Genomic DNA, 13,897 nt, shown 5'->3' on the forward strand with positions numbered 1-13,897 from the left:
ATGCGGGAAAATCTTGTAAACCCAGTCAATACCCGGGATTTCAGCTTTCAGATCTTCCGCCGCTCCTGGTTTCAATTCAGACGTGAGTAGTGCAAATCACACTCTCAATTCCGAAATCCGGTGCATGACTTCATCGGCCAGGGCTTGATACAGCTCCTTGCCAGACTCCGCGTAGCTTTTCAAATCAGGCTGCCAGAGGTCGCCGACGACAAGGGTGATCTTGGCAGGTCGCAGGGTCTTGGCACCTCGCGGATAAGCCTCATAGGTGCCAAACAGGCGAACAGGCAGCACCGGAGCTTTGCTTTTGGCAATAAAAAGCCCCACACCCGCTTCGGCAGATTGTGGCACCCCGTCGTAACTGCGGGTGCCTTCAGGAAACATGATCACTTTGTTCCCATCACGCAGCAATCGAATGATGTTCTTGAGCGAAGCCGTATCCGGTTTTTCACGATCTACCGCCAGCACCTGCCAGCTCCTCAAAATCTTAGCCGCAAGCGGATGATCAAACAGCGTCTTGCGCGCAAAGGAATAAACCATCTCATCAAAGGCGATTCCCACCAGCGGAGGATCGAGAAAACTGACGTGGTTGCACGCAATGATGGCAGGACCCGAGAACTGCAGTTTTTCCGCACCGACCACGCGGTAATCAAACAACCCATGCGCAAGTTCGCGAAAGACTCGATGACCAAACCAGTAGGAGAAGTTCATTGTCCGTTCTCGGTTAAGAAAGCTGCAGCACCGCGATCACCTGATCAACCGCCTGGTCGAGTGTGATGTGGGAATTATCAATGACCATGGCTCCTGCAGGGATCACAAGCGGGCTGTTTTTGCGCTGTTTGTCAATGCGATCCCGCTCGGCAATCTGATCCGAAAGCCCCTGCGCGCCACGCCGGCTGGCGCGGACCTCCTCGCTGGCATCAATATAAATTTTGTGCGGACTGTCGGGAAAAACCACCGAGCCAATGTCCCGCCCTTCCATGACCAGCGGACCATCGGCGGCCAGCGCACGCTGATAGGCCACCAGCCGGTCACGCACCTCATCAACGCGGGCAATGAATGACACCGCGCGATTGACGGGATCACTGTTGAGCTCCGCATCCGTGAGCGTCCGCCCGGAAATGCAGACCTGCGTTTTGCCGTCCACCACGGGCGATTCGATCACAATGCCAGCCGCAGCGGCGCGCACGGCATCCGCATCCTGCGGGTTCACCCCGGCCTGTAGCACCGCCCACGTCATGGCCCGGTACATGTTGCCCGTGTTGACGTACGTGCGCCCCAGCCGCTGGGCGACAAGGCGCGCAATGCTACTCTTGCCGGAGGCCGCTGGCCCGTCAATCGTGATCACGGAATGCGCCACGCTCATGATTTGTCACGATTCATTTTATCCACCATCGGCTGAGGGATGGCGGACATGACAGGAATCGGACGCGCACCATCGTCCCCGTTCAGAAAGAGATCGAGATGACGCTCAAAGCCCGGATAGGACGTTGAAATGCACTCCGAGCCTTCAAGCGTGGTGGTGCCCTCAGCAAACATGCCCGCAACCAAGAACGCCATGGCGATGCGGTGGTCACCGTAGCAAGGCAGCGTGGCGCCCTGCAGTTGGGCTCCGCCTTCGATCTCCATGCCATCCGGATGCTCGGTCACAGTAACACCCATCAGGCGCAAATTCGAAGCAACAGCAGCGATGCGGTCCGTCTCCTTCACTCGCAGTTCGGAGGCGTCACGGATCAGCGTCTTGCCACGGGCCAGCGCAGCCGCCACTGCCAGAATGGGCAGTTCGTCGATGACATTGGGGATCTCCGCCCCACCGATCACCGTGGCATTCAAATCGCCACCGCGTACCGTGATGTTGCCACGCGGCTCGCCTTCGGAATGCGTTTCCGAACTGGTGACCAGAGCACCCATGCGCAAAAGAACGTTGATGACGCCTGTTCGTGTAGGATTCAGCCCCACATTGTTGAGGGTGATCTGCGCCCCCGGCGTGGCCGCAGCGGCCACCATCCAAAATGCCGCACTGGAAATGTCCCCTGGCACCACGATGTCGTTGGCCTGGGGTTCCTGGCCGCCATAGACGCTCACACAGTCGTCTTCACGCAGCCATTTGATGCCAAAGTGCGTGAACAGTCGCTCAGTGTGATTGCGGGTTGCCACCGGCTCCACCACCGTCGTCTTGCCAGATGCGTAGAGCCCGGCCAGCAGAATGGCGCTTTTCACCTGGGCGCTGGCCACAGGCAGCTTGTAATAAATCGATTTCAAGGGAGCGCCGGTGATCGTGAGCGGAGCACAGATTTTCTCACCCTGCCCGGTGATCATCGCGCCCATCTGACCGAGAGGATCAGCGACGCGTTTCATCGGACGCTTGGAAAGAGAGGCATCGCCAAACAGCTCGGTCTTGAAGTCCTGCCCGGCAAGGATGCCGGAAAGCAGGCGGATGGTCGTGCCTGAGTTCCCACAATCGACGGGCTTTTCCGGCGCTTTCAGTTTCATGCCGTTGCCGGTGATCGCCAGTTTCACGAGACCCACGCCTTCCACTTCCTCCAGAGGCTCCATGGTGGCGCCGAGCGCCTGCATGGCATGCACGGTGCACAGACAGTCCTCGCTGGGCAGGAAGCCATCAATGATGGTCGTGCCCTTCGCGAGTCCGGCAAACATGGCGGAACGGTGGGAGATGCTTTTGTCACCGGGAACGGTGATTTCGGCGGGAATGCTTTTGAGTTTCTTCGACTTGAGGCTGGCCATGATCTTCAGACCGCCGGAAGGAGGTCGCGCAGGGCTTTGGCCTGCGCGAGAAATCGGCGGAGGGCTACTTCGTCCATGCTCTGGAGCATTTCAAGAAGCTCTCGCATGACAGATGAGGCATCTTGCAGGGCTGCCATCACCTCCGTGCGGTTTTGCATCAGAATGCCCGCCCACATGTCCGGGTCTCCTCCCGCCACACGCGTGGTGTCACGAAAACCACCCGCAGAGCTGTCCAGTACCCGGGTGTCCTGGCTCAGGGCCGCCAGCGTCGTCAGCACCGCCATGCTGTGCGGCAGGTGCGAAATGCGCGCCACACAGTGGTCATGCTGCTGCGGCGTCATTTCCTGGATGCGACAGCCCAGCTTGACCCAAAAAGTGCGCAATCTGCCCAGATGCTCCGGCTTGGTGTGCGCGGTCGGCGTCAAAATGCAGGCCGCTTGGTGAAAAAGATCTCCCCGTGCATTCGCCAGCCCGGTGCGCTGGGAGCCTGCCATGGGGTGGCTGCCCAGAAAGGCCGCTTTGGTTTGCATGAAAATCGCCTCCAAGTCCGCCACCACTCCGCCCTTCACACTGCCGACGTCCGTGACGATCAAGTCATCCGACAATTCACATCCGGCGATCTGCTGTGCAATGCCCGGCATGTACTGGATCGGCATGCACAGAACGGCGATGGAAGCCCCCCGTATAACCTCTTGGATATCTTTGCTGGCGATCACCCCGGGAAGCGCTTGCCGGACCTCCTCCACAGCATCTTCACGTCTGGCCCAGACACGGACTTCCAGACCAGGCATGCGCTGCTGGATCGTTTTGGCCAGTGATCCGCCTAGTAGACCGGGACTGAAGATGGCAATGGAACGTTCGACGGACACAAAAAGGATGGAAACGGGACAAATCCGAAAGGCCGCAGACACGGCTCAGTCAAACCTCGGCAGAATCGACCCCGCTCCCGCTCCTAAGTCAGGAGAGGAAGCGGGCGGCGCAGAAGATCAGGGCACACGGAAAATTTTGCCCGTGTAGGGGCAGCGGGCCTTTTGACCGGACTGGAAGTCACGCACGTCAATGGCCTGTCCATTCGGATCAAACGGGCTTTTCACAAAGCCAGGCTTGCCGGTGATACGGGTGGCGAAGGGAATCTCCGCAGGAGCGGGGGCGGCAGGAGTCGGTGTGCTGCCGGGAGGTGTCACTGACACGGGTGGCGGTGCCGTCGTATTTTCGTTCGTTGGAGGAGGAGTGACGTTGTCACCGGTCACAGGAGCGTTGGGATTAGGGGGCTGAACCGCTGCTGCATTGGGATTGGTAAGGTCGACTCCGTCGAAATACTGCGTCTGCTCCTGTGGCACTCCATAGCGGGGCGGTACATCCAAAGAACGCCCACGTCCTCCGCGCCCGCCGGGAGGCGGCGGCGGATTCGGGCCATCGCATGCGGTGAAGCTGGTGGCGGTCACGATCAGCAAAGATGCCTGCAGGAGTCGTTTCATGGCGTGTTGGATGGAAGGAAAAACAGGATCAGGCATTCACACGCATGGGCATCAGCACATACAGGAAATTCGTGCCGCTGCGCAGCACCCCGGGACTGATTTCATCGATGAGGTGCAGATGCACTTCATCCGCGCTCAGATTGCGCAGCGGGGCCATCGCGAATTCTGGATTGAAGGCGATGGTGATTGGGACGCCCTTGTAATTGATGGCCACGGTTTCACGTGCTTCCCCGACATCCGGAGAAGTGGCCACGATTTCCACGCTTCCGGGCGTGAAGATGAATTTGATCGAGTTCGATTTTTCGGTGACCAGCAGGGACACGCGGGAGATGGCCCGGAGAAAGGCTTCCCTTTCCAGCGGAATACGTTCCTTCGATTCACCAGGAATGACCTGACGGTAGTTCGGATAGTTCCCGTCGATGAGTTTGCTGACCAGCAGGCTCTCGCCCAGATCAAAGCCGACCTGTGAACCGGTGACTCGAATGGCCACCTCGCCAGAATCTCCCAGCAAGCGGGAAAGCTCGTTCACGGCCTTCGTGGGCACGATGATGTCGATCTCCTGACTTTGGGGGAACTCCAGTTCCTGCTCCACCATGGCCAGACGGCGGCCGTCCGTGGCCACCATCGTCAGGGCGTTGTCCTTGAAGGCGAAGAGAATGCCATTGAGCACATAGCGCGTTTCGTCCGTGGAGATGGCGTAGCTGGTCTTGCGCAGGCAGTCGCGCAGCACCTGCTGCTCGATGCGGAACTCACGCGCGTCATCAAAACGGGGCAGCGCGGGGAATTCCTCGCTGGTCAGGCCCAGTACTTTGAAATAACTCGGACCACTGCGGATGGAGGCGACGTTTTTTTCGTCGACCTTGACTTCGATTTCCTCGGACGGCAGTTCGCGCACGATTGTGGCAAGACGGCGCGCTGGAAGTGTGGTGGCCCCTGGCTCATCGACTTCGCAGGGAACCGAACAAGTCACGCCGACATCGAGGTCGGTGGTCGTGAGTTCAAGCCTTCCATCCTTCGCCTTGAGCAGCACATTGGAGAGAATGGCGAGTGTGGTACGCGAACTGACCACATGCTGAACCTGGTTGATGGCGTCCAGGAAGGATTCTTTGCTGATGGTAAACTTCATATAAAATGCCTGCTGTGGGTCGATTTGTTAACAAACCCAGATGAAACGGCAAGGATATTGAGCGGAAAAATCCGGGTGTCTAACTGCAATCTGAGTTCCTTCACTTTCGTGGTGCGTTTCATTTTCATGGTGAAGTGGATATTCAGGCCTGTTTCACCATGCCAAATTGCTTGGGGCGGTGCAATCTGAACTACGAGTCGCTTTTAAGGCTCGTCAATCTTCTGTTTGCATTCCAGAGCCGTCGGGTCTCAAACTTTGGAAATGGCTGGCTGCGGTTCAATGGGTCACCAGCAGTTCAACTGCACGGGATTTGGTGGAGCATAGCGGGTTCGAACCGCTGACCTCCTGCATGCCATGCAGGCGCTCTACCAACTGAGCTAATGCCCCGGAAATTAAAAAAAACCGGCTCCCCTGATTTGGGGAGCCGGAGACTAGCAAAGAGCTCTGTTTTGACAAGTGCTATTTCTTCTTCTTCGCATCACCAGCTTTGGTGGGAGCGGAATCCTGCACGGTTGGGGCTGCCGGAGCTGCGCCTGCCTGTGGCTTCGGAAGCTTTTCAAAGATCTTCTTCGCTTCGGCGATTTCTTCAGGCTTCATCTTGCCTTCGAGCTGCTTGATCACGTTGGCGGTGACATCCATGTCAGCCTTGTTGCCGCTCTTCTTGGAGACTTCATCAGCCTGATTGGCATAAGCCCAGGCACGGGGAAGTTCAGGAGTGCCGGGAACCACACCGACTGCATACAGGTTGGCGAGGCGAAGCATGGCCAGTGCCACACCCTGCTGGGCTGCATCGGCATAGAGGCCTGCGGCCACCATGCGGCTCTGACGCACGCCTGCACCCTGTTCATAGAGGATGCCAAGAGCAATCTGCGCAGGGGCGAAGCCCATGTCAGCTGCACGCTGGTACCAGCCTGCGGCTGCCACCACGTCCTGAGCAACACCGGTTCCGTTGGCATAAAGGCCAGCAAGACGGTTCATGGCCTGGGCGATGCCAGCCGTGGAAGCCTTCATCAGGAAGGTGAATGCCTTGGCAGGATCTTTGTCCACCACCGTGCCGGTTTCATAATACACGCCGACGTTGTAGAATGCTTCGGCAAGGTTGTTCTGGGCGGCAAGACGATAGAGGTCGAGGGCGCTCTTTGGATTTGGCTGGATCAGGATGTTGTCCTTGTTGTCGCGAGCACCTTTAGGGTCTTTGATGATGCCGGTTTCGAAGGCATTGCCGAGGCGGAAGAGTGCCTGGGGGTCATTGCCATTGGCGGCCTTGGTGTAGTAGTCGAAAGCCTTGGTCACGTCCTGCTTCACATCAGCGCCATCAACGCCGACACCGTTTTCATAGATCTGGCCAAGAATGCGGTTGGCAGCGGCAAGGCCTTTTCCAGCGGCTTCTTCAAACATCTTCAGTGCGGCAGGCACATCCTTCTGCACCAGCTTCGGGCTTTCCTTCGTGTCAGGGTCGCCATTCAGAAGACGGGCACCATAGGTGCTCAGGGCAACTGCGCTGCCCTGCTTGCCGGCTTCGATGAGGTATTCGAGCGCCTTCTTCTGGTCCTGGGGAATTCCTTCCACTCCGGCGGAGTAGATCTGTGCCAGACCGAGAGTGGCTTCGCCGTCTCCTGCCTTTTCACCTTTTTCCAGAAGCTCCTTGGCTTTCGCTGGGCTCTTCTCCACCACCACAAGACCCTTTTCACCTTCGGTCACGCCCTGCAGGTGAAGCTGGGCCAGCATGCGACGGGACACTTTGTTGTCGGCAGCTTCAGCTTCCTTGATCAGCTTGATGGCTTCCTTCACGGCATCCGGATTCTGCGCACCAGCCTGCATCAGCACCTGGGCGAGTTCGGATTTGGCGAGGATCTGTCCTTTGTCGGCGGCCTTGCGGAACAGAGCGGCGACTTCGTTGATGTTAGCACCGCTGAGCACTCCCCAATGGGCAAGAGCATAGACGGCGTCCTTGTCATCCTTCTGCGCCAGTTCGCGCACTTTCGCGACGGCGTCATTGAAGGACTTGTTGACATCTGGGCCGGCGCCAGGGTTCGCCTGAACTTTGTCCTGGTCAGCCTTGAGGGCTGTGAGGATGTCCGTGAACTCTTTGGAAGCTCCTGGCATTTCGGCAGTGTCGATGCCTGCGACCGCGACGAGAGCCGCGAGTTTAAGTTTGAGTGCTGTAAGTAACATAGGTGGTTGTGATTTGGAGGGGCGTTTGACCCGGTAGTTCCGGAGGTGTTCAGTTTTCGACACGACCAAAGACACATCAAGCTTTTGATGAAAGTATATTATTGGGTCGCACAAATTCTCACACACAAAATTCTGAGGGGGTGCCGTTGACGCGGTTTTTTCAAAACACCCGAAATCACCCCAAAAGACGCCAAATCTGACGGCATCACGATTGAGCACGCCATTGACGCAAATCCGCAGCCCTCCATCCTGAACGTCCTCCATGGCCGAAAATTCCACTCCCAATACGACAGCAGAAACACCTCCAAACGGTGCTGCTGAGCCTGCCAAAAAGCGGGAGAACTTCAAAAAGAAAAACGAAATCCCCACCGCAGAGGAGCTCCTCGCTTCCTTCAATCGCGCGCTTCCTTTCAGTGACGAAGCCGAAAAAGGTGTCCTCTCCTGCCTCCTGCAGGATCCCCTCGAACGCCTCAGTGACTGCCGCGTCAATCTCCCTGCACTGGCCTTTTATCACGACGCCAATCGCACCATCTACGAAAAGCTGCTGGAGTTTTACGACAAAAACCTTCCCATCGATCCCGTCACGCTCACTCATGCGCTGCGTGAGCAAAACCTCCTCGACAAGGTCGGTGGGGCAGCCGCCATCTCGGAACTCTTCGCCTTCGTTCCGATCCCCTCGCACTTCCCTTATTATAAGAAGATCGTCCTCGATAAGCACATCCTGCGGGAGCTTATCCACGCCAGCTCGCTGAACATCCATCACGCCTACGAGCACGGCAAAGAGCAGATGGACGAGAACATCGACACGCTCATCGACCATGCCGAACAACGGGTGCTCGCCGTCCGTGAATCCGTCGGTGCCAAGGAGGGCATCAAGTCCCTTTCCACCCACGTCATGGACGCCATCGACAGCATCCAGTACATGCTGGAGCATCCCGGCCAGCTGCGTGGTCTGTCCACCGGTTACAGCAAGCTCGACGCCATGAGCTCCGGCCTGCAGGGCGGTGAAATGTTCGTCATCGCTGCACGTCCGTCGATGGGTAAAACCTCCCTCGCGATGAACATCGTCGAGCACATCGCCGTGGACTGCAACACCCCCTGCGTCGTGTTCAGTTTGGAAATGAGCGCCACCATGCTCGTTCGTCGTCTCCTCGTCTCCCGCGCACGCCTCAGCATGCAGGACCTCTCTCGTGGTCTCCTCTCCCGCGCTCAGCAGGACGCCCTCGCCAAAGCCACACGCGATTTGCAGAAGGCGCAGATCTTCATCGATGAAACCCCAGGTCTCGACATCATGGAGATGCGCGCCAAATCACGCCGCCTCAAAAAGCAGCACGGCATCCAGATGATCATGATCGATTATCTTCAGCTCGTGACCTCCCAGAGCCGCCGCGCCAAGGACAACCGTCAGATCGAAATCGCCGAAATTTCCGCCGGTATCAAAGGCCTCGCCAAAGAACTGAACGTCCCCATCATCGTCCTCGCCCAGCTCAACCGCGCCGTCGAATCCCGCAAAGGCCAGCGTCCCGTGCTCTCCGACTTGCGTGAGTCCGGTTCCATCGAACAGGACGCCGACATGGTCGGTCTCCTCACCCGCTCCGACTACGCCGGCGCCAAGATGGAAGTCGAAGACGAAGAGGCCGAAGAAAAGAAAAAGGGCGAGGCCATGCTCATCCTCGCCAAAAACCGAAACGGCCCCACCGACGACGTCCTCCTCCGCTTCATCGACCACGCCATGCGCTTCGTCGAGCGCGCCGAAGAAGAGGGCGGCGGAGGCGGCTAAAGCAGCCTTGTTCCTGTGGAACAAGGGCAGCTCCTCGCCCCCTGCCCGCTTCACATCGACCACACCATGTGTTTGTCGAGTGCAGCGAAGAAGCAGAGTCGCCGTAAAGGTTACTTCTTCAGCAGATCACGGATCTCCGTGAGCAGCACGATTTCAGCAGGCGGAGGAGGAGGCGGCGCGTCCGCTTCTTTTTTCCGCGTCAGTGCCATCAGTTTGTTGATCGGTTTGACGATCACAAAAAACACGACCGCCGCCGTGATCAAAAAGCTGATGACCGCCCCGATGATGCTGCCGATATCGAGCTCGATAATCTTTTTCACCGTGTCCATGACCGGCGTCCCATCGGCCTGCACCAGCGGCTTGCCATCCGCTCCCATCTTGGCCACTTGCAGGCTCACCTCCCGGAGAGGGATCGTCAGCTTCGGACTTGGACCTCCGCCAAACAGCGCCAGAAGCGGCTCAACGATTCCTTTGGCAAATGCCGTGACAATGCCTGTGAAGGCCGCGCCAATGATCACCCCCGTAGAGAGATCGACGACGTTGCCCTTGAGGATAAACGCTTTGAATTCTTTGAGCATGGCGTGGGAAGGATGAAGTGAATGTGACCGGTTCGTGGAACCGGTCACGTTCTAAACCCATCAGCAGGCATCAGGCCAGCACAAAATGCGCTCACACTTCCTGCGCGACCCGCCAGCTCTCGGCATCCAGGTTCTCCTTGAGATGCCGGTAACTGCTGGCGATGCGCTCACGCGTCATCTTGCCGAAAAAGCGCACCAGCCTCACCAACTTGTCGATTTCCATCTCGGACATGGACGAGTCGTTCACTTTGCTTTGCGCATGGGCCAGCGTGCAGCCCCAAACAAACAACTCGGCGCCCACATCCACAAAGTGGCCCAGTAGCACCTGCCGCTTTTCCAGTTTGGGACCATTAAGAGCCATCGCAAGGAACAGCCGCCGCGCCAGCACCCGGCTCTGCCGGGCGATGTCATCGAGCTCGAACTGCAGGGATGGATGCAGCAAATCCCTCGCGCCTCCAGCGCCCAGCGGCAGCCACTTCAGCGGGTACCAGGTGGCATAGAAGCCTGCGGCACGCATGGCAGCTTTGGCACGCACCTTCCACGGTAGGGTGGGATTCACCGCATCTGCCCCGAGATTGAGATGCGGTTCCAGCGCCTCACGCGCGATGAACAGCCGCATGATCTCGCTGCTGCCTTCAAAGATCGTGTTGATGCGGGAATCTCGGAACAGACGCTCCACGGGTTCGGGCACGTCCCCGCGTGCTTTCAGTGAAGCGGCGGTTTCAAATCCACGACCGCCGCGCATCTGCATCGTATCGTCCATGATGCGCCAGGATTTTTCGCTGCCCCAGAGCTTGCCAATGGCGGCCTCAAGACGGACATCGGCATGCTTGTCACGATCCACCATCGCCGAGACATAACGCACAATGCTTTCCATCGCGAAAGTGTCTGCGGCCATGCGGCTGAGTTTGTCCGCGATGGCTGCATGGCGGCCGATCGGCTGCCCCCACTGCTCACGCGAGCGCGCCCATCGTTTGCTGATGTCGAGGCAGCGCTGCGACAAGCCGGTGCATGCGGCAGGCAGAGTGATGCGCCCCGTGTTCAACGTCGTCAGCGCCACCTTGAGGCCGCGGCCGACCCCGCCCAGCACATTCGCCACCGGCACCCTCACGTTGTCAAAATGAATGACCCCGTTGTAGAGTGCCTTGAGCCCCATGAAACGGCAGCGGTGCAGGATCTCTACTCCAGGCCAGTTCGTCTCGACGATGAATGCCGTGGTGGCATTGGGCTTCTCGGGTGTTGGTGTTTTGGCCATCACCACAATCAATCCGGCCTTCGTGCCATTCGTGCACCAGAGCTTTTCCCCGTTGAGGATGTAGTTCTCGCCATCCGCGTCGAGTCTGGCCGTCGTCTTCATCCGCGCCGGGTCTGACCCCACTTCATTTTCCGTCAGTGCAAAGGCGCTGATCTCCCCTTTGGCGCAGCGCGGCAGGTATTTGGCCTTCTGCTCTTCCGTGCCAAACAAGATGAGCGGCTGCGGGGCACCGATGGACTGATGCGCAGAAAGCAGCGCCGCGAGGTTGCCACAACGGCTCCCCAGCAGCATGGCCGCGCGCGAATAATTCGTCTGCGAAAGCCCCAGCCCGCCATATCGCACGGGGATCTTGATGCCAAAGGCGCCAATCCGCGCCAGTTCACTCAGCAGCATCTCAGGAATCTCACCCTTGGCGTCGATTTCATCAGGATCCGCATAGAGATCCAGCACTCGCTCAAGCCGGTGCAGAAACGCATCTCCCTGATCGTGGTCTTCCCCGCTTTGTTTTGGAAATGGCAGCAGTTTGCCAAAGTCAGGCTCGCCAAAAAAGAGGCCGGCGGCGATTCCGGTGTTGCGTCGTTCATCACGCGCGGCTTCCGCCATTTCGAGCGCGGCACGCTGACCCGCATTCATGCGGGAGGTGTCGATCTGCGTCCTGGCTTCAGGCTTCGATTCTTCCAGAGTAGTTTTCATGGCTTGGTTCTCCAGTTGAGGATTTTAATAATCAATGATGCCCGTATCCCGGGCGAAAGTGATGGGCCCGCCACGGAACGGCGGGTAGCCGGTGCCGAGCACCATGGCCAGATCGATGTCATCCGCGTTGCGTGCGATGCCCTCCTTGAGACAACGCATTGCCTCCTGGCTGATCAGGAGCGCAAGATTCGTCTGGATGCTTTCGTGCCTCGGCAGATCGGCATGAGTCTTGGGCAAGATCTCCTTGCCGTTCTCATAACGGTAGAAGCCCTGCCCCGTTTTCTTTCCGAGGTGACCTTCGTTCACCATTTTGTCGAGAGCATCCGTATGCGGAAAACGATCCGGGAAAGCACTGGCCAGCGTCTTGGCAACATGCGCCGCCACGTCGAGACCAATTTCATCCAGCAGGCGCATCGGCCCCATCGGCATGCCAAACTCCAGCATCGCCTCGTCGATGTCCTTCACTGAAATTCCATTTTCATGCAGCCGCACGGCCTCCATCAAATAGGGCACCAAAATGCGGTTCACCAGGAATCCCGGGCTGTCTTTGACGACCACCGGCGTCTTGCCGAGCTTCTGCACAAAACTAACCACCGTGGCCAGCACGTCCGGTGAAGTTTCTGGCAGCGTGATGATCTCCACCAGCGGCATGCGATGCACCGGATTGAAGAAATGCAGACCGACGACGCGCTCCGGATGGGGCACCGTTTTTGCCAAATCCGACACAGACAACGCGCTGGTGTTCGTGGCCAGAATGGTGTCCGCCGAGACACGAGAGGCCAGATCCGCGAAGATCTTCTTTTTCAATTCCATGCTCTCCGTTGCAGCCTCGATCACAAGATGGTGCCTGTTGAGCGGCACCGGCACATGCGTCGTGCTGATTCGGTCCAGCGTGTCCCGCGCCTGAACCTTGGACACCAGCCTTCGACGCGTGGCATCTGAAACGAGGCCATGAATCCGTTCCAGTCCACGCGCGAGGCTGTCGTTGGTGACGTCCGTCATTAGCACACGGATGCCACGCGAAGCTAAGATATGCGCAATTCCAGCCCCCATCACACCCGCACCGATGACGGTGGCGTCGTGGATGGGCAGCGCCGTGCCGCCTGTGGCAGGTCGCTTGTTGGCTTCTTCGCGCTTGAAAAATAGGTCGATCAACCGGGCCGAATCACGACTTTTGATCAGTTCGGCCACCGCGTTGCGCTCAAGCAGCAAACCTTTCTCAATCTCGCCATGAACTGCGTGCGTGACGACATCAACCGCCTTGGTGACTGAAGGATAAAGCCCGCGTGTCTTTTCGAGCACCTTGCGTTTCGCAAGATAGCCGATGACTGGAGAGAACACATTTTCAAACCGGAACTTCATAACTGGGCGTTTTTCCCTCGCAAGGCGACGGGCCAGTATCTCAAGACGCTCAGCTGGCACCACGTGGCTTACGAGTCCTGCACGTTTGGCGGCAGTGGCATTGAGCAATTTGCCGGTGGTGATGAGGTCGAGCGCTTTGCGCACTCCAATAATCCGTGAAAGTCGTGTGGAACCGCCCCAAGCAGGCAGAATGCCGAGCTGTGTTTCTGGCAGGCCGATTTTGGTGCTGTCGTGATCGCTGGCGATGCGCCAGTCGCAGGCGAGGGTCACTTCAAATCCGCCGCCCATGCAGGCGCCGTGAATCGCGGCAATCTTTGGCACTTTCAACCGGGCCAGCCGGTCAAAAACGGCCTGTCCGAGCCAGATGAGATCATTAACCCGGACATGCTGCATGGTGCGAATGGCCTTGATATCAGCGCCTGCGATGAAGATGCGCTCTTTGGCGCTGCGCAAAACCAAGGCTTTGACACGGGTGTCGTGCTCGATGGTTTCAAGCAGATGATTGAACTCACGCAGGGTCTCTTCGTTCCAGACATTGACGGAGGATTTGGGGGAATCAAAAGTGATCCAGGCGATACCGTCGAAATCGATTTCGTGCCGGAAATGCTTCGGCGGCATTGGATGACCGTGGATGATGTCCTCCAGCACGTGTGGCGGATCGTGGATGATTGAGGGGGAGTTGAGGAAAGTTTTCATGGCTTTGAGTTG

General features: G+C 58.1%; 11 protein-coding genes and 1 tRNA gene. 1 reads left to right on the forward strand and 11 read right to left on the reverse strand.

Annotated elements, in window-relative coordinates:
- Positions 1 to 96: 96 nt before the first annotated feature.
- From AC3RLQ_RS15835 to AC3RLQ_RS15870, 8 genes are all read right to left on the reverse strand, one after another.
- The gene (locus AC3RLQ_RS15835) at positions 97 to 708 is read right to left on the reverse strand and encodes a lysophospholipid acyltransferase family protein (protein WP_493038713.1); all 612 of its coding nucleotides are present in this window, start codon (positions 706 to 708) and stop codon (positions 97 to 99) included.
- Positions 709 to 721: 13 nt separating this feature from the next.
- Positions 722 to 1,363: a (d)CMP kinase gene (gene cmk / locus AC3RLQ_RS15840; RefSeq protein WP_493038715.1), complete on the reverse strand. Its 642-nt coding sequence runs from the start codon at positions 1,361 to 1,363 to the stop codon at positions 722 to 724.
- Positions 1,360 to 2,742 (reverse strand): 3-phosphoshikimate 1-carboxyvinyltransferase, encoded by a 1,383-nt coding sequence (gene aroA / locus AC3RLQ_RS15845; protein WP_493029667.1) that lies wholly within the window; start codon positions 2,740 to 2,742, stop codon positions 1,360 to 1,362. The genes cmk and aroA overlap by 4 nt, the downstream gene beginning before the upstream one ends.
- 5 nt (positions 2,743 to 2,747) lie before the next feature.
- On the reverse strand, positions 2,748 to 3,611 hold the full coding sequence (locus tag AC3RLQ_RS15850; protein WP_493029668.1) for a prephenate dehydrogenase: 864 nt from the start codon (positions 3,609 to 3,611) through the stop codon (positions 2,748 to 2,750).
- A 117-nt stretch (positions 3,612 to 3,728) separates the two neighbouring features.
- Positions 3,729 to 4,220, reverse strand: coding sequence for a hypothetical protein (locus AC3RLQ_RS15855; protein ID WP_493029669.1), 492 nt, complete (start codon positions 4,218 to 4,220; stop codon positions 3,729 to 3,731).
- A 28-nt stretch (positions 4,221 to 4,248) separates the two neighbouring features.
- Positions 4,249 to 5,346, reverse strand: coding sequence for a DNA polymerase III subunit beta (gene dnaN / locus AC3RLQ_RS15860; protein WP_397384526.1), 1,098 nt, complete (start codon positions 5,344 to 5,346; stop codon positions 4,249 to 4,251).
- Positions 5,347 to 5,657: 311 nt separating this feature from the next.
- Positions 5,658 to 5,733 (reverse strand) — tRNA-Ala (locus tag AC3RLQ_RS15865).
- A 72-nt stretch (positions 5,734 to 5,805) separates the two neighbouring features.
- On the reverse strand, positions 5,806 to 7,521 hold the full coding sequence (locus AC3RLQ_RS15870; RefSeq protein WP_493029670.1) for a tetratricopeptide repeat protein: 1,716 nt from the start codon (positions 7,519 to 7,521) through the stop codon (positions 5,806 to 5,808).
- Positions 7,522 to 7,783: 262 nt separating this feature from the next.
- On the opposite strand from AC3RLQ_RS15870, the gene dnaB reads away from it, so the two are divergent.
- The gene (dnaB, locus tag AC3RLQ_RS15875) at positions 7,784 to 9,301 is read left to right on the forward strand and encodes a replicative DNA helicase (protein ID WP_493029671.1); all 1,518 of its coding nucleotides are present in this window, start codon (positions 7,784 to 7,786) and stop codon (positions 9,299 to 9,301) included.
- Positions 9,302 to 9,411: 110 nt separating this feature from the next.
- Here dnaB and mscL read toward each other — a convergent pair whose 3' ends face one another.
- The 3 genes from mscL to AC3RLQ_RS15890 all read right to left on the reverse strand — a co-directional run bounded on the left by mscL (position 9,412) and on the right by AC3RLQ_RS15890 (position 13,885).
- Positions 9,412 to 9,879: a large conductance mechanosensitive channel protein MscL gene (gene mscL, locus AC3RLQ_RS15880; RefSeq protein ID WP_493029672.1), complete on the reverse strand. Its 468-nt coding sequence runs from the start codon at positions 9,877 to 9,879 to the stop codon at positions 9,412 to 9,414.
- A 91-nt stretch (positions 9,880 to 9,970) separates the two neighbouring features.
- Positions 9,971 to 11,827, reverse strand: coding sequence for an acyl-CoA dehydrogenase family protein (locus AC3RLQ_RS15885; protein ID WP_493029673.1), 1,857 nt, complete (start codon positions 11,825 to 11,827; stop codon positions 9,971 to 9,973).
- A gap of 24 nt (positions 11,828 to 11,851) precedes the next feature.
- Positions 11,852 to 13,885, reverse strand: coding sequence for a 3-hydroxyacyl-CoA dehydrogenase NAD-binding domain-containing protein (locus AC3RLQ_RS15890; RefSeq protein WP_493029674.1), 2,034 nt, complete (start codon positions 13,883 to 13,885; stop codon positions 11,852 to 11,854).
- Positions 13,886 to 13,897 lie beyond the last annotated feature (12 nt).

Source organism: Prosthecobacter sp. GW821-HT29F12 (assembly GCF_058803405.1).

Bases quoted from the DNA above. Each gene is read 5' to 3' on its own strand.
- AC3RLQ_RS15835 (WP_493038713.1), bottom strand. From the start codon at position 708: ATGAACTTCTCCTACTGGTTTGGTCATCGAGTCTTTCGCGAACTTGCG.
- cmk (WP_493038715.1), bottom strand. From the start codon at position 1,363: ATGAGCGTGGCGCATTCCGTGATCACGATTGACGGGCCAGCGGCCTCC.
- aroA (WP_493029667.1), bottom strand. From the start codon at position 2,742: ATGGCCAGCCTCAAGTCGAAGAAACTCAAAAGCATTCCCGCCGAAATC.
- AC3RLQ_RS15855 (WP_493029669.1), bottom strand. From the start codon at position 4,220: ATGAAACGACTCCTGCAGGCATCTTTGCTGATCGTGACCGCCACCAGC.
- dnaN (WP_397384526.1), bottom strand. From the start codon at position 5,346: ATGAAGTTTACCATCAGCAAAGAATCCTTCCTGGACGCCATCAACCAG.
- AC3RLQ_RS15870 (WP_493029670.1), bottom strand. From the start codon at position 7,521: ATGTTACTTACAGCACTCAAACTTAAACTCGCGGCTCTCGTCGCGGTC.
- dnaB (WP_493029671.1), top strand. From the start codon at position 7,784: ATGGCCGAAAATTCCACTCCCAATACGACAGCAGAAACACCTCCAAAC.
- mscL (WP_493029672.1), bottom strand. From the start codon at position 9,879: ATGCTCAAAGAATTCAAAGCGTTTATCCTCAAGGGCAACGTCGTCGAT.
- AC3RLQ_RS15885 (WP_493029673.1), bottom strand. From the start codon at position 11,827: ATGAAAACTACTCTGGAAGAATCGAAGCCTGAAGCCAGGACGCAGATC.
- AC3RLQ_RS15890 (WP_493029674.1), bottom strand. From the start codon at position 13,885: ATGAAAACTTTCCTCAACTCCCCCTCAATCATCCACGATCCGCCACAC.